Source organism: Nocardioides ultimimeridianus, from assembly GCF_054777895.1.
Genome location: NZ_BAAHAB010000002.1, coordinates 1 through 18,497, shown reverse-complemented (window position 1 = coordinate 18,497; position 18,497 = coordinate 1). Strand labels below are relative to the sequence as shown.

The following is an 18,497-nucleotide window of genomic DNA, read 5'->3' as shown; positions in this document are numbered from 1 at the left end:
GGTCAGATGAGGGGCCCGACGATGGTGATCGCGTTGCCGTCGGGGTCGGTCCCGGGGGATCCGGCCTTGACGACCTTGGCGAAGGCATCGGTCGCCTTCGCGCCCGGATTCCGGCTCATCTCGGCGGCCACCAGGCCGGTGACGATCGGTGTCGCGAACGAGGTGCCGCTCCACTGGGCCAGGCCCTTGAAGGTCCGCACCTGGCCGGCGTTGGCCGGCTCGTAGCAGGGGTAGGTACCGACCGGGAACGCGTTGACGTGGTCGGTTCCGCGGGCGTAGACGTCGACCCAGTCGGCGCCGTAGTTCGAGTAGTCGGCGACCTTGGCGTCCGGGTCGACCGCACCGACCCCGCGGGCCCACTCGAATGCTGCCGGCCAGAACGGTGAGCTGCTGCCGTCGTTGCCGGCCGCCGCGATGACGAGGGGCTCGATATCCCGCTCCAGCAGATCGGCCATCAGGGCGTCGAACGCGATGAGGCGGAAGTCGCTGCGGCTGTGGGTGCCGGCCGAGATCGAGATCAGCTGGGGATGCTGCCGCTCGGTGTAGGCCTGGTGCAGCTGTGCGACGATCTTCGACTCGAGGACGGCGCCGCCGTGCGTCAGGGCGCCCTCGACCTGGATGTGCGCCTTCGGCGCCGGGCCCCTCAGGACGCCCGCGACGAAGGTGCCGTGGCCGCCGTACTCGTGGATGGCCGTCTGGTTGATGACCTCCTCGTCGGCGGGCTCGGACACGACGCCGTGCGCCAGCCACGTGTGCTGGCCCGCCGCAGCCGGCCACCAGCCGGTGTCCACGACGGACACCCGGATCTCGGCTCCGTCGTCCGGGTCGGGGTCGAAGCGCGGCACCGGTACGTCGGTCGGGGGCTCCTCCGGCTCGCCGTGCGGGCAGAAGTGTGGACCGACACTGGTGACGTAGAGAACGTGGTCCGGCGAAACGACGGGTCGTCCGTCGGCGTCGGGCGGGAACGCGGCCTCGAGCTCGTCGAGAGTGCGCAGGACCTCGTCCTCGCCGTCGCGGCGGCGAGGGAGACTGATCGTGACCAGACCGGGGACCGGCGGCCTCTCGTCGTCGTCGACCACCTTCTCCGCGGTGCCGAGGAAGTCCCTCGTGTTCTCGCTGAAGAACGCGAGCACCTCCTCGGCGCGGTCCTCGCGGACGAGTGCATGCCCGGGTCGGAAGAAGTACGCCGCCTGCGCGTCGTCCTCCGTCCGACCTGAGCCGTCGCGCGCCGCCGCTGCCACGTCGTTCCCGAACGCGCGACGGATGACCCGACCCTGCGCACGGGCGGTCTCCGCGTCGAGGTCGTCCGGCCGGTCGTGCCCGCCGCGGCCGCGATCGGTGTCGTCGTCCCGGTCGATCAGGCGCCACCAGTCCCAGGGCCGCAGCAGGCGCGGGAGCCGCGAGGCGAGCGACGTGAGTGAGGCCAGGGAGAACGGTGGACGGGCAGACTGCGGCATGGTGACTCCTGGAGCTCTGAATGAGGACAGCCCGAGATCCCCCGTGCCGCTAACGTAGTGGCGCTCGGGAGCGGCGGTAAAGAGCGTTCTCCCTCGTGCTCAGGATGGCCATGGAAGACCTGTTGGACCTTGCGATCGAGCGACCCCAGGAGGCTCTGGCGCGCGCCGAACGACTTCTTGCCGCCGAACCGGGCGATAGGGCGCGATCGTTCGCCGAGCAGGCCCTGGCCATCGTGCGGCGCGACGCGGGGGAGACCGACAGAGCGCTCGCGCACGCGCGGGCTGCGCTCGCCGCGGCCGTGGCGTCGATGGACGCGAACCGCGAGGCGGATGTCCGGGCCACGCTTGCCGGGACGCTGCTGTACGCCGGCCGCTCCCACGCCGCGCTGCGCGAGCTCGAGCACGCCAGCTCTCTGGCGGAGGGAGCGGTGCTGGCCAAGGTCCTCCTGCGCCGAGCCGTGCTCCTGCACCTGGTGGATCGTCACCGCGAGGCCCTTCCCGTCGCACAGGAGGCCCGAGATCTGCTTGCCGACGAGGACAACGCCCTCTGGGAGGCGCGTGCCTGCATCTGCTTGGCGGCAGTGGAGGAGCACCTCGGGCGGGTAGGTTCATCAGCGGATCACCTGCACGAGGCGGTCGACCTACTTGAAGGCGTCGGTGCGATCGGCGAGATGGCGTCCGCGTTCTCCAATCTCGCTGAGGTCGCCATGGTTCGGGGCGAGGTCGCGCACGCTCTCGGCTACTACGCCGATGCGGCACGCCTCTACCGGGAAGCGGGCGCACCGGTCCGGGTCGACCTGCTGTGCGCCCATGCCAACGCCTACCTCACGGCCGGCCTGCCGGCAGAGGCGGCAGCCGTCCTCGCAGAGCCGCAGGGCGTCACCGAGTTCGACATCCCGCGCATCGGGCTGGTGCAGGCACGCGCCCTGCGAGCATCCGGGAATCCGGCGGAAGCACTCGTCACGGCACGCAAGGCGGCGCTCGCCGCTCGTCGGCGACACCGGCCCTGGGTGGAGCTGCGCGCCCGGCTCGTCGAGGTCGCGGCGCGGGCCGAGATCGGTGATCGTCGCGGCCTCGCGGGGAGTGCGGCCCGCGTTGCGGAGCAGCTGCACGCGGAGAATGCGGACGAGGCGCCGCTCGCGCTGGGGTTGGCTGCGCGCGCGTCCCGCACCGCGGAGGAGCGGCTGCGCTGGTGGTCCGTTGCGGCGACGTACCGGAACCGCGCCAACCCGATCGTGCGCGCAGCCGGCTGGACTGCGCTCGCCCTGGCGAGGGAGGAGTCCGAAGGCTCCGCGGCGGCCCTGCGGGCGTGCGGTGCGGGCTTGGACGCGATCGACGAGCACCGGCGAACCTTCGGCAGCTCGGAGCTCCGCGCCCAGGCGACCACCCACGGCCGCGAGCTGACCGAGGTCGCGCTGCGGGCGGCGGCCACCGACCCCCGGCGCCTGCTGGGCTGGGCCGAGCGGACCCGGGCCACCACCCTCGCGCAGCCGCGGATGACGTCGGATGCGGCGACCATCCCCGAGTCGCTCGCGGCGCTGCGCGACAACGGGCGCCAGCTCGCGGAGGCCCGGGCGGCCGGAGAGCCGACCGAGCGGCTCGAGCGCGAGCGGCTGCGGCTCGAGCGGGCGGTCCGGGCCGAGAGCCACACGGTCTCGGCGGCCGGCACCGACGCGGACAGGCCCGCCACGGCGGAGGAGGTCGTCGCCGGGGTCGGCGACGGGTGCCTGGTCGAGCTCGTCGACGTGGACGGGACGCTGCACGTCCTCGTCGTCCACGCCGGGAAGGTACGCCGCCGCGTCGCCGGCCCCACCGCCGACGCGCTCGCCCTGCTCGACCCGGTCGCGATGCTCCTGCGACGGAGCGCCCGCGGCCGGCCGGCCGCCACCGAGCAGATCGGCCGCCGCCTGCAGGACGCGATCCTCGGCGACGCGGCCCGGCTGATCCCGGAAGGTCCCGTCGTCCTGGCGCCCACCACGCGGCTGCACGGGCTTCCCTGGGCGGTGCTGCCGGCGCTCGCCGACCGGCCGTTCAGCGTGGTCCCGTCGGCGGGTCAGTGGCTCCGCGCCCGTGCGGTACGCCGCCCGACGGATCGGCGTACCGTCCTGGTCTGCGGGCCCGGGCTGGAGTCCGGCGGCGCGGAGGTGCCGCTGCTGGCCGAGCAGCACCCGGCCGCCCACTTGCTTGCCGGCAAGCGAGCCACGCTCGAGCCGGTCCTGGCCGGCATCGACGGCGCCGACCTGGTCCACCTCGCGGCCCACGGCCACTTCCGCGCCGACAGCCCGCTGTTCTCCAGCCTCGACCTCGCCGACGGGCCGCTGACGGTGCACGACATCGAGCGGATCGGGCGGGCGCCGTACCGCGTCGTGCTGTCGGCCTGCGAGTCCGGCGTGCTCGCCCCCGTCGGCGCGCAGGAGCTGCTCGGCCTCGCGGCCGCCCTGTTCGGGCTCGGCACCGCCGGGCTGGTCTGCAGCGTCGCCGAGGTCAACGACGCCGCGACCGCGGACCTGATGGTCCGGCTGCACGCCGGGCTGGCGGCGGGCAAGGACCCGGCCACCGCCCTGCACCAGGTACGCCGGGACACCACCGACCCGGTCGCCTCCGCGACCGCGTCCGCGTTCCTGGCCCTCGGCGTCTGAGCCGGGTCACCCGGCACGCCGGGGCCGGGGGCTGGGGGCGGCAGCGACCGCGCGTCCCCCACAGACCGCACGGTCGCTGCCTGTCTGGCCGGCGCCGGGGAGCTCAGCGCCAGGACACGCTCGGCAGCACCGCGCCGCCGCGGCCCTGCCAGAAGTGCAGGTTCTCGACGATCCGCTCCGGTGCCGCGGGCGCCGGGATCGTGCGCAGCGCGGCCGCGGCCGAGGCCGCCCGCAGGATCGCGATGACACCGGCCTGGGTCTCGCGGATCCGGTGCTGGGTGTCCTCGAAGTCCTCGGGGGAGTGGTCGTCCACCTGGGCGGCGTACAGCGCCTCGACCCGGCCGCGCAGGGCGCAGACGAGGCCGGCGGGGCCGGCGAAGTACTGGCTCCACTCCTCGCGCCACGGCACGGCGCCGGACATGTCGGCGGCGGCCACAGCGGCGACGTGGCGCAGGATGCGGGTGCGTTCGTGGGTCTCGTTCCAGGTCATGATGATCAGTCCTTCGGGGAGCTCGGGAGCGACGGGTGTCGCGATCTGCAAGGAGGACCCGTCAGCCCGGTGCGCAGATACGTGATCCACGTGACGCCCCGTCGACCTGTCTCGTCGGTCACGAGCGCTGGCCCCGGACCGACCGCGGCGGGAGCATGCGAGAAGGAGGTGCAGACCATGGACGCAGCAGTCAGCCTGGCGATGTTGGTCCCGGCCGCACGGGCCGGCGACGGCTCCGCGTGGGACGCGCTCGTCGAGCGGTTCCGCCCGTTGGTCGAGGCGGTCGTGGGCGCTCACCGGCTCACCGCCTCGGACCGCGACGACGTCAGCCAGAACGTCTGGCTGCACCTGTTCGAGCACCTCGGCGACCTCCGCGAGCCGGCCGCCCTGCCCGGCTGGATCCGCACCACCACCGCGCACGAGTGCGTCCGGCTGATCGGTCGTGGGCTCCGACTGCGCTCGGTCGACCCCGCCGACGAGCGGCACCTCGACGCGGCCGTCGACGACGAGGCCGAGGCCGGCGCGATCGCGGCCGAGGAGCGCCGGCTGCTGCGTGCCGCGCTCGCCGAGCTGCCCCCGGTCGCCCGCGACCTGATGCTGCTCATGGTCGCCGAGCCGTCACTGTCGTACGGCGACCTCAGCGCCCGCCTGGGCATCCCGGTCGGCAGCATCGGCCCCACCCGGGCCCGCGCGCTCGAGCAGCTGCGCCGCTCCTCAGCCCTCCGCGGCTGCCGCTGCGCCGCCTGAGTCCCCGCCTGAATCCCCGGTGGCACCGGGTTTCCGGGCCATCAGCTCGATCGGCGGCATGGTCGAGCGCCGCTTCCGGTCGAAGGAGGTCAGGGTGCGCTTGGTGACGAAGCCGTGCCGGCTGTAGAGGCGCGCGCTCTCCGGGCTGGTGGCCTCGAGGTACGCCGGCAGCCCCTCCGCGTCGCAGCGCGCGCACAGCTGCTCCAGCAGCGCGCTGCCGACACCGGTGCCCTGCGCGGTGGTGGCGACGCCGATCATCGGGACGTAGTAGTGCGGCTCGCGCGGGTGCAGCCGCTGCAGCCGGCTCTGCAGCGCGTTGGCCCGGCCCAGCCGGAACCGGAAGATCGAGGCGTACGCCGCCCCATGCCGCGCCTGGCTGAGGAACGAGGTCTTCCAGCGTCCCGGCGGGAGCACCAGCAGCACGCCGCGCGCCGTGCCACGGCGGGACGCGAGCAGGCTGTCGGGGTGCCCCAGCACGTGCTCGGTCTCGAGGGCGAAGAACCTCTCGAGCGCCTCCTTGCGGCGCTGCTCGGCCGGCAGCAGCCACGCCATCACCGGGTCGCGGAAGAACGCGTCGGCGAGCAGCGCGGTCGCCGTCGCCTGCTGCTCCGGCGCGAGCGGCTCGGTCGTGATCTCGTCCATCGGCCCTCCTGGGTCCTTGCTGGCCACGGCCGAGAATAGGCTTCCGCCCATGACGGACACACACCTCGACGCCCGGGACGCCATCGCCGCGATCCAGGGGCACGAGGCGTGGGCCATCATCCGGCGCTCCACGAGGGCCGGGGACATGCCCACGGTGGGCGTGATCGGCGGCCGGCGCAGCGAGGTCGCCTCGATCATGGACATCCCGCTGGAGTCGGGGATCCCGCAGCCGGGGCACCAGGCCGACCGCCTGGTCGCCGTACCTTTCCGGCAGGTGCGGGAGCGCGGCTTCGAGGCACACGACGACGGCACCCCGCTGGTGGTCGTCGACATCGTCGAGGAGCACGAGTTCTCGGTGGCCGAGGTCATCGGCGCGATCGACGACGACGGGGTGGAGTTCACCGATCGCGGCGGCTTCGACACCGACGACGCGGCGTACGCCGAGATCGTCCGCACCATCATCGAGCAGGAGATCGGCCAGGGGGAGGGCGCGAACCTCGTCGTCGGTCGCACCTACCGGGCCGAGGTCGCCGACTGGAGCGCGGCGAAGGCGCTGACGGTGTTCCGGCGGCTGCTGGAGCACGAGCGCGGCTCGTACTGGACCTACGTCTTCTTCACCGGCGACCGCTTCCTCATCGGCGCATCGCCGGAGCGGCACGTGTCCGTCCACGGCGGCGACGTGCGGATGAACCCGATCTCCGGCACCTTCCACCTCCGCCCGCCCGCCGGCGAGACGCGCGGCATCGAGGCGCGGATGCGCGACTTCCTCAAGGACGAGAAGGAGATCTACGAGCTCTTCATGGTCGTCGACGAGGAGCTCAAGATGATGTGCGACATCTGCACCGAGGGCGGCCAGGTGCTCGGCCCGTTCCTCAAGCCGATGACGCACCTGATCCACACCGAGTACCTCCTCGCCGGCCGCACGTCCAAGGACGTCCGCGAGGTCCTCCGCGACACCATGTACGCCGCCACGGTGACCGGGTCGCCCGTGGAGAACGCCTGCCGGCTGATCAAGGCCTACGAGCCCGAGGGGCGCGGCTACTACGCCTCGGCGCTGGCGCTGTTCGGCCGCGACGAGGAGGGCCAGCAGGTGCTGGACAGCCCGATCGTGATCCGGACCGCGGACGTGTCGACCGACGGCAGGCTCAAGGTCACCGCGGGCGCCACACTGGTCCGCGACTCCGACCCGGACTACGAGGTCGCCGAGACCCATGCCAAGGCCGGCGGCATCCTCTCCGCCTTCGGCCTGGTCGACCGCGCGCCGGCCCCCGACGTCGACATCGCCACCCTGGTGGCCGACGAGGACGTCCTGATCGCCCTCAACGCGCGCAACCGGCGGCTGTCCGGCTTCTGGCTCGCCGACCAGGCCGGCTCGCCGGTCGACCCGCGGCTGATCGGCAAGCGGGCGATCATCCTCGACGGCGAGGACGACTTCGTGAACATGCTGCGGCACATGCTGATGCGCATGGGCATCAGCTCCACCGTCGTACGGCACGAGGACTACGCGACCGGGGCCTTCGACGGGGCCGACCTGGTGATCGTCGGCCCCGGCCCCGGCGACCCGCGCGACGACGCCGACCCGAAGATGGGCCAGCTGCGCGCCGCGGTGAAGGACCTCCTCGCCGAGCAGAAGCCGTTCCTGGCCGTCTGTCTCGGACACCAGGCGCTGTGCCACTCCCTCGGCATCCCGCTGGCCTACAAGGACATCGTCTTCCAGGGCACCCAGGCCGAGGTCGAGCTCGCCGGGCGCCTGGAGCGGGTCGGGTTCTACAACACGTTCGTGGGTCGCCCGGGTGCGACGACGGTGCTGCCGGACGGCGTCTCGGTCGACGCCGACCCCGACACCGGCGACGTCAACGCGCTGAGCGGGCCGCACTATCGCGGCGTGCAGTTCCACGCCGAGTCGATCCTGACCGAGCGCGGCTTCGACATCGTGCACGACCTGGTCGTCGGGGTGCTGCTGGATGGCTCCCCGACCTGACCGTGTCGACGTGGTGGTGGTGGACCACCACGACTCGTACACCTGGAACCTGGTCCACCTGGTCGCCGGCGTGACCGGCGTGCTGCCGACGGTCGTGGAGTCCGACGAGGTGGCCGCGGCCGACCTGGCGGCGTACTCGCACCTGGTGCTGTCGCCCGGCCCCGGCCATCCCGACGAGTACGACTGGTCCCTGCTCGACCTCGGGCTGCCGGTGCTCGGCGTCTGCCTGGGCCTGCAGGGCATCGTGACGCGGTACGCCGGCGTGGTGGATCGCGTCGCGCCGGCCCACGGCCAGGTCGCCCACGTCCGGCACGACGGCCGCGGCGTGTTCACCGGCCTGCCGCAGGACCTGGCCGCCGTCCGCTACCACTCGCTGGCCGCCGTCGCCCTGCCCGACGAGCTGGTCGCGACGGCCTGGGCCGACGGGCCGGACGGGCTGGACCCGGTGGTGATGGGGGTGCGCCACCGCACCCTGCCGATCGAGGGCGTCCAGTTCCACCCCGAGTCGATCCTCAGCGAGCACGGCGCCGCGATGGTCCGCAGCTTCCTGGGGTCCCGATGAGGTTCGAGGAGGTGACGGCCTCCTCCCCGCGGTGCGCCTGGATCGGGGACACGCTGGCGTGGCTGGAGCCCGACGACGTCTCGCTCACCTTCTCCGCAGCGACGGGCGAGGTCACCCGGCACGCGGGCGGGCGGGCCGAGGTCGTGGGCGACGACCCGTTCGTCGTACTGGAGCGCGAGCTGGCCGACGGGCCGGCCGACGCCCGCTGGTACGGCTACTTCGGGTACGCCGCCCGCCCCGACCTCCCCGCCGCCCCCGACCCCCACCAGCCCGACGCGGTGTGGATGCGCCCCTCCCGCACCCTCCGCCGCGAGTTCGGCCTTGTGGTCGACCGAATCACGGGTTTCGGTCGACCACAAGACGGGATTCGGCAGACCACAAGACCGAACTCGCGGTATCGGGAGGCGTTCGCCCGGGTCCAGGAGCAGCTCCACGCGGGCAACTCCTACGAGGTCAACCTGACCCACCGCATCGAGGTGTCCAGCGAGCTCGACCCCGCGACGGCGTACCGGCGGCTGCGGGAGCTGAACCCGGCGCCGTACGCGGGATTCCTGCAGCACGACCTCCCCGGCGCCCGCGCCTGGCTGCTCAGCTCCAGCCCCGAGCGCTACGCGCTCATCGACGAGACGCGCACCATCGAGACCAAGCCGATCAAGGGCACCACGCCGCGCGGCAGCACGCCGGAGGAGGACGAGGCGGCGCGCCACCACCTGGCGACCGATCCCAAGTTCCGCGCCGAGAACCTGATGATCGTCGACCTGCTCCGCAACGACCTCGCGACGGTCTGCGAGGTGGGCAGCGTGAGCGTGCCCGGCCTCATGCAGGTGGAGTCGTACGCCGCGGTGCACCAGCTCGTCTCCACGGTCCGGGGCCGGCTGCGGGGTGACGTGAGCACGGTCCACGCCCTGCGCAACCTGTTCCCGGCCGGCTCGATGACGGGCGCCCCGAAGCTGCGGACCATGCAGATCATCGACAGCGTCGAGGCCACCCCGCGCGGCACGTACGCCGGAGCCTTCGGCTGGATCGACGCCGACGGGCGGGCCGACCTCGGCGTGGTCATCCGCAGCCTGACCACCGGCGGGGACGGCACCTACCGGCTCGGCACCGGCGGCGGCATCACCGTCGCGAGCGACGCGGCCGAGGAGTGGGCCGAGACCCGCTGGAAGGCCGAGCGGGTCCTGGCGGCCCTCAGTTCACCGTGACGGTGGCGGTCGGGCTGGCACTCGCGCCGGCCCCGGTCTCGTCGGCGTGCTTGGACAGCGCGGTCAGCACGGCCTCGGTGCCGGCCACGTCGCGCTGCACGGCGTACGGCGCCGGGTCGACCACGTTGACGATCTGGAACAGGTCGCCGTTCTTCACGAACCCGGTGATGGTCATCAGCTTGGTCGTGTAGTGCACGACCATCCGGGCGTCGTCGGCGAGCGGGACCTGCGGGCGGCGTACGTCGGCCTTCTTGCTGAGGTTCATCGCCTTGAAGTAGGCCTGCAGGTCGATCGGCGTGAGCTGGTAGTTCGCGCTCAGCGCGAACTTGTCGGACTTGCGGTCCACCGGCGTGAACGCGCAGTTCGGCTGGGTCGGCGAGCCGTCGTCCTCCTTGGTCTGCACGCCGAAGGAGCGGTGGATCAGCGCGGAGTCCAGGGCGTCGCAGGGGTTCCACAGCGCCGGGCTCTGCGAGGAGAAGGCCGGCTTGGCCGATCCGCCGCTGCCGCAGGCGGCGAGCAGGACCGCGAGGGGCAGCAGGGCGAGGGCGGATCCAGGCTTAGGCATCGATGTTTTCCCGTCCGGGTAGGCGGAGGACCAGGCGGGCGCCTCCGGTGGAGTTGTCGGTGGCGACGACGTTGCCGCCATGGCGTTCGGCGACCTGCCGCACGATCGACAGGCCGAGCCCGGAGCCGGGCATGGTGCGGGCGTCGGGGGAGCGCCAGAACCGGTCGAAGACGCGGGTCCGGTCGGCCTCGGCGATGCCGGTGCCCTGGTCGTCGACGGTGAGCACGCCGTCGCTGAGCCGCACCGTCACCTGGCCGCCCTCGGGGCTCCACTTCGCCGCGTTGTCGAGCAGGTTGGTGACCGCGCGCTCCAGCTCGGCGGCTTCGCCCTCGACCCACCACGGCCGGGTGAACACCTCGAAGGTGATGCCGGGGGCGCGGCGGCGTACGCGCTGGACGGCGTGGTCCACGACGTCGGTGAGGTCCACCGGCTCCACCTGCACGGTCACCGGCTCCTCGCGCGCGAGCTCGGTGAGGTCGCCGATGAGCGTGGTGAGCTCCTCGATCTGGGCCCGTACGTCGTCCATCAGCTCGTCGCGCGCCTGCGCGGGCAGCGCGGCGGGGTCGGCCGCGACCATCGTGAGCAGGTCGATGTTGGTGCGCAGCGCGGTGAGCGGGGTGCGCAGCTCGTGGCTCGCGTCGGCGACCAGCTGGCGCTGCCGGGTGCTGGAGGCGTCCAGCGAGGTGAGCAGGTGGTTGAAGGCCGTCGCGAGGCGGGCGACCTCGTCGTCGCCCTCGACCTCGAGCGGGGTGAAGTCCTCGGTCCGCGCGACGCGCTCCACTGAGGCTGTCAAGCGCCGGACGGGCCGCAGGCCGTTCGTGGCGACCAGCCAGCCCGCGAACGCAGCGCCCACCACACCGATCAGGCCGAACGCCAGCGTCACCCACCCCAGTCGGGACAGCACGTGGTCCTGGGTCGCGAGCGGCTGGGCCAGGATCACCGCGACGCCCGCGGTGTCGGTCGGCACGGTGACCATCCGGTAGCGCTCGTCGGCGATGAGGACGGTGCGCACCTCCTGCCGGCGGGTGCCGGCGGCCACCGCGAGCTCGGCCGGGCTGAGCGGGATGGTGCTGCCGTTGTCGAGGATCGCCTCGGTGCCGTCGGAGTCCACCAGCGCGATGCGTACGTCGGCCGCGCCGATCTCCCACGGCGACAGGCTCGCGCCCTGGGTGCTGAGCAGCGCGTCGAGGTTGGCGGCGTAGTGGGCGCGCTGGATCAGCGAGCGGTCCAGGTCGTCCTGCATCTGCACCCGCGCCGTCAGGTAGGCGCCCGCCGCCACGAGGGCGACCGCCAGCGCCACCGCCATCGTGGTGAGCACGATGACCCGGCTCGCGAGCGAACGGCGGTAGTGCCACCGCCCGGCCGGGAAGGTCCCGGGGCCGATCAATCGCCCGCCTTGAGCACGTAGCCGATGCCGCGGACGGTGTGGATCAGCCGCGACTCGCCCTCGGCCTCGGTCTTGCGGCGCAGGTAGCCGACGTACACCTCGAGGGAGTTGGCGGTCGTGGGGAAGTCATAGCCCCACACCTCCTCGAGGATGAAGTTGCGGTCCAGCACGCGCCGCGGCCGGCGCAGGAACATCTCCAGCAGCGTGAACTCGGTCCGGGTGAGCTCGATCGGCCGGCCGGCGCGGGTGACGTCGCGGGTCGTGACGTTCATGGCGAGGTCGCCGAAGGTCAGCACCTCCTCGCCGTCGTCGGTGCTCGGCGTGACCCGGCGCAGCAGCGCCCGCAGCCGGGCCAGCAGCTCCTGCAGCGCGAACGGCTTGGTCAGGTAGTCGTCGGCGCCGGCGTCCAGGCCCTCGACCCGCTCGCCGACCGCGTCGCGCGCCGTGAGCACGAGGATGGGTACGTCGTTGCCCGCCGCCCGCAGCGCGCGCGTGGTCTCCAGCCCGTCCAGCCGGGGCATCATCACGTCCATCACCACGACGTCGGGCGCGATCGCCCCGATGCCGGCCAGCGCCTCGGCGCCGTCGCCGGCCAGGTGCACGTCGTACCCGTTGAACTCCAGGGACCGGCGCAGCGACTCGCGCACGGCGCGGTCGTCGTCGACGACGAGCACCTTGGAGGACGGGACGGGGGTGACCACGGTCCCATTGTGTCCGATCCGGCTGAAGACGCGCTGAGAGCGCTCGCAGCCGTCAGAGGTAGCGCCCGGCCAGCCGGGCCGCGCGGGCGCCGTACTGACCCCCGAACAGGCAGGCGTGGACCAGCAGCGGGAACAGCTGGTGGAACGCGACGCGGTCCTCCCAGCCGTCGGCGAGCGGGGTGATCTCCTGGTACGCCGAGAGCATCTGCGGCAGCTGCGGCAGCCCGAAGAGGGACAGCATGGCGAGGTCGACCTCGCGGTGTCCGGCGTACGCCGCCGGGTCGATGACCACGACGTGGTCGGTCGTCCACAGCACGTTGCCGTTCCACAGGTCGCCGTGCAGGCGGGCGGGCGGCTCGGCGGGCACGATCTCGGCCGTCCGGGCGGCGGCGCGCTCGACGGTGGCGGCGTCCTCGGCGGTGATCTGGCCGCGGTCCTGGGCGATCTTGAGGTACGGCGCGATCCGCCGCTCCGCCCAGAACTCCGCCCAGGTCGGGAGCGGGCGGTTGGCCATCGGCAGCTTGCCGATCCACCCGTCGGCGGTGCCGCCGAAGGCGTCGGCCCCGGCGGCATGGGTGCGGGCCAGGGCCCGGCCGAAGCCCGCGGCGGCGTCCGCGGACGGCCGGTGCGGCTCGATCCACTCCAGGATCAGGCAGTCGGCGTCGACCGCGAGCACCTCCGGCGTGGCCACGCCGTCGGCGACCTCGGCGAGCCAGGTCAGCCCGGCCGCCTCGCGCTCGAAGAACCGCGGTGGCGCGGGGTGCAGCGTCTTGAGCAGCGCGGAGCGGCCGCTGGACAGTCGCAGCTTCACCGCCGTCGAGATGTCACCGCCCGCGACGGGCGCGGTCGCGACGACCGCCGAGCCGAGCAGCTGCTCGGCACGCTGGGCGACCACAGGTTGGCGTGCCACCCGCGTTCACCCCCTCGTGTGCCGTGTGGATGGGCCCCCGTCAGGCCTTGCCCTTGAGCGCCTTCGGGATCTCGCGGCCCTGCTCGATCGCCCGCTCCGGCGCCTTGACCTTCTTCTTGAAGATACGGATCGCGACCAACACCAGGATCGCGGCGATCAGCGTGTAGCCGCCGAACACGATGAGGAAGGCCCAGTGCAGCGCGAGGCCGTGGCCGTTCCAGTTGATGAAGTAGGCGATCGCCACCGAGAGCATGATGACCCCGAGCAGCAGCAGGAACAGCGCCGCGCCGATCAGCCCGCTGCCGACGATGCTGGCGTTGACGCTCACCTTGAGCTCGGACTTGGCGAGCTCGATCTCCTTGCGGATCAGCAGGGAGAGGTCGGTCTGCGCGTCCTTGATCAGACGCCCGATGGTGGGCTCGTCCTGGAGCGGTTCGATGGCCATACGAAGACCTTAGCGAAAACGCTGCGGCACCCGCGTGGGCTACCCAGCAGCCGGTTGCTCGAACAGCCGCCGCAGGACGCCCGCATCCTCCGGGTGCCCGAGGATGAGCGCCTCGTCGCCGGCCTGCAGCGCGGTGGTCCCGCCCACGGGGACCAGGTGCCCGGCCCGGACCACGAAGCTGACCCACGAGCCCTCCGGGAGCGCGTCGAGCTCCTCGATCGTGCTCCCGTCGGCCGCGGCCCCGGCCGCCACGGTCAGGCGCAGAACGCCGTTCGGCTCGTCGCGCAGCCGGACGCCCAGGCTCCACGGCTCGGGCTCGACCTCCCGCATGGGGATGCGCAGCCAGCGGGCCACGAACGGCACCAGCCCGGCCTGGACGAGCACCGAGAACAGCACGACCACAACGACGATGCCGTAGAGCCGCTCCGCGTCGTCGACGCCGGAGACCAGCAGGAAGTTGCCCAGCAGGATCGGCACCGCGCCCTTGAGGCCGGCGAAGAGCACGAACTGCTTCTCCCGGGGGTTCAGCCCCGACCGGGCCAGCATCGGCCACACCACCGCAGGTCGTACGACGAACGCCAGCACCGCGCCCACCAGCAGCCCGGGCACCCACACGTCGGGCTTCACCAGGTCGCCGAGCTTCACGGTCAGGCCGAGGATGACGAACACGACGACCTCGGCGAGACTGGCGAGCCCGGAGTGGAAGTTCTCGACCTCGCGCTTGTACGGCGCCCGCGCGTCGCCGATCAGGATGCCGGCCACGAACACCGCCAGGAACCCCGAGCCGTGCGCGACCGACGCGATGCCGAAGAGCGCGAAGACGCCCGCGAGCGTGCGCAGCGGGTAGAGGCCCTCCCCGGGCAGCGGCACGTGCCGCATCGACCACCGCAGCAGCCGGCCGCCGAGCAGGCCGACGCCGGCACCGACCGCGAGCTGGAGGGTGAACTCGCCCGCGACCCTGCCCGCGACCGGGAGCGAGAGGGCGCCGGCCGCCACCAGGCTCGCCATCAGCGCGATCCCGACCGGGTCGTTGGCGCCGGACTCGCCTTCGAGGATGGTGCCGCTGCGGCCGGAGATCTCACGCTGGCCGAGCACCGAGAAGACCACCGCCGGATCGGTCGGCGCCACCGCGGTCGCGACGAGGACCGACGGGAACCAGTCCACGCCGATCCCGAAGTGCACGAAGCTCGCCAGGGCGGCGGTGGTGAGGAAGGTGCCGAGGACCCCCACCACGCCGATCGGCACGGCGGCCGCACGGAAGCGGTGCCAGCCGATCCCCATGCCGCCGTCGAACAGGATGAGGATCAGCGCCGCGGACACCAGGCGCTCGACCGTCCGCTCCGAGGGCGTGTGCACCTGCGGAACCGCGGCCAGGGCGATCGCGGACCCGGCCAGGACCAGCAACGGGGCCGGCACGCTCAGCCGCGTCGCCACCCGGGTGGCGAGGACGGCGCCGAGGCCGACGGCGGCGATCACCGTCATCAGCCAGCCGAAGTCGATGGCGTCGTGCATGGGGCTCCCGGGGGTCGTGGGTCGGCGAAGTCGTTGCCGACCAGACTTCCCGGCGCACCGGGGCCGAGCCTATCGCCGTACCGGCTCAGCGCTGCTGGACGACCCGCGGGGCGGGGTGCTGGGCGGGAGGCTGGGGGTGCGGCTGGAGGCGGGCGCGGGCCGGGCCCACGGTCACGACGCTCAGCACCGCCAAGGTGATCGCGATGAGCAGGATCAACCGCCGGACCTTCTCCTTGGGGATGGGTGTGGCGGGGTGCACACCCTCCGATCGGCCGTCGCCCGGCCCTCCTGAGCGGTCCGGCGTCCCGCGGGCGCTGTCATCGCTCGTCGTCCCAGGCGACCGCGCTGATCCGCCAGCCGTCGGCGGTCCGGGCGAGCTGGACCGACTTCATGCCGCGGCCCGCGTAGGGCGCGCCGTCGAGGACGCCGCTCTTGGCGTAGCCGCCGAACCACTGCGCGATGTCGCCGAAGACCTCGGTGCGGCCGCCGGTCGCGTGCTCGCTGAAGTCGGTCAGGCGGCCCTGGGTGAGCAGGTCGCGGCGCGGGGCGAGGAACCCCTCGACGTCGTACGTCGTCGGCTCCTCGCCGCAGGTCCGGACGATGATCGCGCCGGGCAGCATCGCGGCCCGCAGCGCGTCCATGCGCTCATCGAGGTCGGGGCCGGTGCGGAAGGCGTCGAAGAAGCAGGCGACGAGGCGCTCGACCTCCGTCCGGTCCGCTGCCGTCGTCGTGATCCAGTAGCGGCGCTTGCCGTCGCGGACGTCCTCCAGCACCCCGCCCTGCGCCTCGATGGTCCCCGCGGAGGCCAGGTTGTCGTCGTCGCAGGTGACCAGCGCCCGTTCGATCCCGAGCTCGGCCGCGCGTTGCAGCGCCAGCCCGAGCGCGCGCGTCGCGTGCCCCTGCCGCCGGCGTGACGCCCGGATCGAGTAGCCGATGTGGCCGCCCTCGGCGAGCAGATGGTCGTTGAGCCGGTGCCGGATCGCGAGGAACCCGATCACCTCGTCGCCGTCGGTGATCCACCAGTAGTCGCTGGGCACCTTCGTGGGATCCCACTCGCGCCCCTGCCGGCGCAGCAGCGCCACCAGCGCCGCGCAGGTGTCGCGGTCGGTGTCGTGCTCCAGCGCCGCCGGCAGGTTCCAGTTGCCCGAGCCGTGCAGTTCGCCGGGGGCGTAGTCGGCCACGCACGCCGCCCAGCTGTCGTAGAGGTCCAGGGTCGGCAGCACGAGCGCGGTCACCGGCCCATCGGATCAGCGAGCGCGCCCCGGGGGCAAGCGGATTCAGCTGCGGCTCTCGATCCGGCGGCGGCCCCGGCGTACCTCCGTCCCTGCTTCGTCGGTGTCGCGCGGACGGGACCGCACGCCGAAGTCCCAGGTGGGCGGGGCCAGGTCCGCCTCGATCGCGGCCCAGCGCAGGCGGGCGGCGGCGAGGGTGGACTCGCGGTGGGTGAGCACCCAGAACCGGTCGTTGCGGACCGCGTCGGCGACCTCGCCGGCCAGCTCGTCGGGGTCGGTGCCGCTGTTGACCAGCGAGCGCAGCATGCCGTCGACCAGGGGCGCTCCGGAGCGGTCGGCCTCGGGGTCGGGGAGGTTGCGCTCGGCGTCGTGGATGCGGGTCCCGCGCACCCACTCCGGGCAGAGCACCGAGACGCCCACCGAGGAGCGCGCGTTGCGCAGGTCCAGGTGCAGCGACTCCGACATCGCCACCACGGCGTGCTTGGTGGCGAAGTACGGCGCCATCCCGGCCCCGCTGAGCAGCCCGGCCGCCGACGCGGTGTTGACCACGTGGCCGCGGTCCTGCGCGAGCAGGTGGGGCACGAACGCGCTGATCCCGTACGCGACGCCCATCAGGTTGACGTCGACCACCCAGCGCCAGCGGGCCGGCGTGACCTCCCACGCCTTGCCGCCGCTGCCCACGCCGGCGTTGTTGCACAGCAGGTGGACACCGCCGAAGTGGTCGACGGTGGTGGCGGCGAGGTCCTCGACGGCGTACGGGTCGCTCACGTCGGTGGGGACCACGAGCACCCGGTCCTTGCCGTGGTCCGCGCCGATGACGGCGGCCACTCCGGCGAGGGCGACCTGGTCGACGTCGGCGAGCACCACGGACATGCCCTCCCGGGCGAACCGGCAGGCCAGGGCCCTGCCGATGCCCGACCCGGCGCCGGTGACGACGGCGACGCCGCCCTCCAGGTCATGCATCGCCGCCCCCGTCGACGTCGTCGCGGCGGGCGATCACCCGGTACGCGCTGGCCGCGCCGCCGTGCGCCAGCACCGGCGCCAGCAGCCGGTCGAGCAGGAAGCCGGCCAGCACCATCGGGAACAGCGCGGCGACGACCACCGGCCGCGCCATCCGGCGCAACCGTCCCGGCGGGTCGGCCCACGGCACGTCGCCGGCGGGCGCCCACCGGTTCAGCAGCAGGTACGCCGCCCCACCCAGGTCGACGGGCTGGTGGGCCTCGGCGAGCTGGGCAGCGACCGGCGAGAAGCCGTGCTCGCGCAGCATCGTGCGCAGCCGGCCGAGCGGGATCAGCTGCTGGTGCTGCGGCTGCAGCAGCGGCAGCCAGTGGCCGCCGAGCCTGCGCCCCAGCCACGTGTCGGGGTTGGGCACCTCGATCTCCAGGTAGCCGCCCGGCGTCACCACGAGGGCCGCGGCGGCCAGCTCGGCGGCGGGGTCGCGGGTGTGCTCGAGGTAGTGGTGCATGGTGACGACGTCGTACGTGTCCTCGAGCTTGGGCGCCAGCTCGGGGAAGAGCCCGTTGAATGCGTGGTCGATGCGGCCGCGGCGCTCGGCCAGGTCGACGTTCGGGGTGAAGTCCAGGCCGTCGAGGACCGTCTCCGGCCACGTCTCGCGGGCGACCAGGCAGAAGTGGCCCTGCCCGGTGCCGACGTCGAGGAGCCGCTGCGGGGTGGTGTGGGCGCCGATCAGGTCGACCCGTCCCTGGTAGGACTCCCGGCTGCCGCTGAACACCTCGGCCATCCACTCGCCGGACAGGCCGTCGTAGAAGTCGCGGTAGTAGAAGTCGAGCCCGCCCAGGGTCAGCCGCGGGTTCTGGAACAGGGTGTGGCAGCGCCGGCAGCGGTCGACGGCGAACCGGCCGGGCTTGCCCTGCAGCAGGTCGGGCACCTCGGTATGCCGCTCGAGGGACGTCCCGCCGCAGATCGGGCAGTCCTCGCGGCGCTCCTCGAGCAACCGGTCCACGCCCCCCTCGACCTCCGGGTACGCCGCCCGGCGGGCCTCGATCTCGGCGCCGGGATCGGCCG

The 18,497-nt window shown here is 73.2% G+C and carries 18 protein-coding genes; 5 read left to right on the top strand and 13 right to left on the bottom strand.

All coding sequences use genetic code 11. From position 1 onward, the window contains the following. Nucleotides 1-2 precede the first annotated feature (2 nt). Entirely contained in the window at nucleotides 3-1,457 is a 1,455-nt protein-coding gene (locus ACYU8V_RS00095) for a S8 family peptidase (RefSeq protein WP_460844254.1), read from the bottom strand. A 110-nt stretch (nucleotides 1,458-1,567) separates the two neighbouring features. Between ACYU8V_RS00095 and ACYU8V_RS00090 the strand changes: the two genes are divergently transcribed. After that, on the top strand, nucleotides 1,568-4,096 hold the full coding sequence (locus ACYU8V_RS00090; RefSeq protein ID WP_460844251.1) for a CHAT domain-containing protein: 2,529 nt from the start codon (nucleotides 1,568-1,570) through the stop codon (nucleotides 4,094-4,096). 103 nt (nucleotides 4,097-4,199) lie between these two features. On the opposite strand, the gene ACYU8V_RS00085 is transcribed toward ACYU8V_RS00090, so the two are convergent. Next, a complete protein-coding gene (locus tag ACYU8V_RS00085; protein ID WP_460844249.1) occupies nucleotides 4,200-4,586 on the bottom strand; it encodes a hypothetical protein in 387 nt (128 codons plus the stop codon). Between the two features lie 177 nt (nucleotides 4,587-4,763). Between ACYU8V_RS00085 and ACYU8V_RS00080 the strand changes: the two genes are divergently transcribed. Then, nucleotides 4,764-5,333: an RNA polymerase sigma factor gene (locus ACYU8V_RS00080; RefSeq protein ID WP_460844247.1), complete on the top strand. Its 570-nt coding sequence runs from the start codon at nucleotides 4,764-4,766 to the stop codon at nucleotides 5,331-5,333. On the opposite strand, the gene ACYU8V_RS00075 is transcribed toward ACYU8V_RS00080, so the two are convergent. Beyond that, entirely contained in the window at nucleotides 5,301-5,975 is a 675-nt protein-coding gene (locus tag ACYU8V_RS00075; RefSeq protein WP_460844244.1) for a GNAT family N-acetyltransferase, read from the bottom strand. The genes ACYU8V_RS00080 and ACYU8V_RS00075 overlap by 33 nt on opposite strands. Nucleotides 5,976-6,024: 49 nt before the next feature. Here ACYU8V_RS00075 and ACYU8V_RS00070 point away from each other — a divergent pair, with 49 nt between their 5' ends. From ACYU8V_RS00070 to ACYU8V_RS00060, 3 genes are read left to right on the top strand one after another with little or no spacing between them, the layout of a single operon-like run. Continuing rightward, nucleotides 6,025-7,956 carry an anthranilate synthase family protein gene (locus tag ACYU8V_RS00070; protein ID WP_460844241.1) on the top strand — a complete coding sequence of 644 codons (1,932 nt, stop codon included), beginning with the start codon at nucleotides 6,025-6,027 and terminating at the stop codon, nucleotides 7,954-7,956. A gap of 10 nt (nucleotides 7,957-7,966) precedes the next feature. After that, nucleotides 7,967-8,518 (top strand): anthranilate synthase component II, encoded by a 552-nt coding sequence (locus ACYU8V_RS00065; protein ID WP_460844239.1) that lies wholly within the window; start codon nucleotides 7,967-7,969, stop codon nucleotides 8,516-8,518. An 11-nt stretch (nucleotides 8,519-8,529) separates the two neighbouring features. Then, a complete protein-coding gene (locus ACYU8V_RS00060; protein WP_460844237.1) occupies nucleotides 8,530-9,720 on the top strand; it encodes an anthranilate synthase component I family protein in 1,191 nt (396 codons plus the stop codon). Here the strand turns inward: ACYU8V_RS00060 and ACYU8V_RS00055 are convergent. From ACYU8V_RS00055 to ACYU8V_RS00010, 10 genes are all read right to left on the bottom strand, one after another. Then, complete coding sequence (locus ACYU8V_RS00055) at nucleotides 9,707-10,285, bottom strand: hypothetical protein (RefSeq protein ID WP_460844235.1); 579 nt, start codon at nucleotides 10,283-10,285, stop codon at nucleotides 9,707-9,709. The two genes, ACYU8V_RS00060 and ACYU8V_RS00055, sit on opposite strands and share 14 nt — an antisense overlap. Next, entirely contained in the window at nucleotides 10,278-11,672 is a 1,395-nt protein-coding gene (locus tag ACYU8V_RS00050) for a sensor histidine kinase (RefSeq protein WP_460844232.1), read from the bottom strand. The genes ACYU8V_RS00055 and ACYU8V_RS00050 overlap by 8 nt, the downstream gene beginning before the upstream one ends. Next, nucleotides 11,669-12,373, bottom strand: a complete 705-nt coding sequence (locus tag ACYU8V_RS00045) for a response regulator transcription factor (protein WP_460844230.1) — start codon at nucleotides 12,371-12,373, stop codon at nucleotides 11,669-11,671. The genes ACYU8V_RS00050 and ACYU8V_RS00045 overlap by 4 nt, the downstream gene beginning before the upstream one ends. Nucleotides 12,374-12,425: 52 nt before the next feature. Beyond that, nucleotides 12,426-13,283: a fructosamine kinase family protein gene (locus tag ACYU8V_RS00040; RefSeq protein WP_460844227.1), complete on the bottom strand. Its 858-nt coding sequence runs from the start codon at nucleotides 13,281-13,283 to the stop codon at nucleotides 12,426-12,428. A gap of 40 nt (nucleotides 13,284-13,323) precedes the next feature. Then, entirely contained in the window at nucleotides 13,324-13,728 is a 405-nt protein-coding gene (locus tag ACYU8V_RS00035) for a phage holin family protein (RefSeq protein WP_460844224.1), read from the bottom strand. A 39-nt stretch (nucleotides 13,729-13,767) separates the two neighbouring features. After that, nucleotides 13,768-15,240 carry a cation:proton antiporter domain-containing protein gene (locus ACYU8V_RS00030; RefSeq protein ID WP_460844222.1) on the bottom strand — a complete coding sequence of 491 codons (1,473 nt, stop codon included), beginning with the start codon at nucleotides 15,238-15,240 and terminating at the stop codon, nucleotides 13,768-13,770. A gap of 85 nt (nucleotides 15,241-15,325) precedes the next feature. After that, nucleotides 15,326-15,457, bottom strand: coding sequence for a hypothetical protein (locus tag ACYU8V_RS00025; RefSeq protein ID WP_460844219.1), 132 nt, complete (start codon nucleotides 15,455-15,457; stop codon nucleotides 15,326-15,328). Nucleotides 15,458-15,557: 100 nt separating this feature from the next. Then, nucleotides 15,558-16,475 (bottom strand): GNAT family N-acetyltransferase, encoded by a 918-nt coding sequence (locus ACYU8V_RS00020; RefSeq protein ID WP_460844217.1) that lies wholly within the window; start codon nucleotides 16,473-16,475, stop codon nucleotides 15,558-15,560. A 42-nt stretch (nucleotides 16,476-16,517) separates the two neighbouring features. Next, the gene (locus ACYU8V_RS00015; RefSeq protein WP_460844215.1) at nucleotides 16,518-17,435 is read right to left on the bottom strand and encodes an SDR family NAD(P)-dependent oxidoreductase; all 918 of its coding nucleotides are present in this window, start codon (nucleotides 17,433-17,435) and stop codon (nucleotides 16,518-16,520) included. Next, a partial coding sequence (locus ACYU8V_RS00010; protein ID WP_460844213.1) for a class I SAM-dependent methyltransferase occupies nucleotides 17,428-18,497 on the bottom strand: 1,070 nt, incomplete at its 5' end. The genes ACYU8V_RS00010 and ACYU8V_RS00015, both read right to left, overlap by 8 nt.

Excerpts from the sequence above, each read along its gene's own strand:
- ACYU8V_RS00095 (WP_460844254.1), bottom strand. The coding sequence starts at position 1,457 with ATGCCGCAGTCTGCCCGTCCACCGTTCTCCCTGGCCTCACTCACGTCG.
- ACYU8V_RS00090 (WP_460844251.1), top strand. The coding sequence starts at position 1,568 with ATGGAAGACCTGTTGGACCTTGCGATCGAGCGACCCCAGGAGGCTCTG.
- ACYU8V_RS00085 (WP_460844249.1), bottom strand. The coding sequence starts at position 4,586 with ATGACCTGGAACGAGACCCACGAACGCACCCGCATCCTGCGCCACGTC.
- ACYU8V_RS00080 (WP_460844247.1), top strand. The coding sequence starts at position 4,764 with ATGGACGCAGCAGTCAGCCTGGCGATGTTGGTCCCGGCCGCACGGGCC.
- ACYU8V_RS00075 (WP_460844244.1), bottom strand. The coding sequence starts at position 5,975 with ATGGACGAGATCACGACCGAGCCGCTCGCGCCGGAGCAGCAGGCGACG.
- ACYU8V_RS00070 (WP_460844241.1), top strand. The coding sequence starts at position 6,025 with ATGACGGACACACACCTCGACGCCCGGGACGCCATCGCCGCGATCCAG.
- ACYU8V_RS00055 (WP_460844235.1), bottom strand. The coding sequence starts at position 10,285 with ATGCCTAAGCCTGGATCCGCCCTCGCCCTGCTGCCCCTCGCGGTCCTG.
- ACYU8V_RS00035 (WP_460844224.1), bottom strand. The coding sequence starts at position 13,728 with ATGGCCATCGAACCGCTCCAGGACGAGCCCACCATCGGGCGTCTGATC.
- ACYU8V_RS00030 (WP_460844222.1), bottom strand. The coding sequence starts at position 15,240 with ATGCACGACGCCATCGACTTCGGCTGGCTGATGACGGTGATCGCCGCC.
- ACYU8V_RS00015 (WP_460844215.1), bottom strand. The coding sequence starts at position 17,435 with ATGCATGACCTGGAGGGCGGCGTCGCCGTCGTCACCGGCGCCGGGTCG.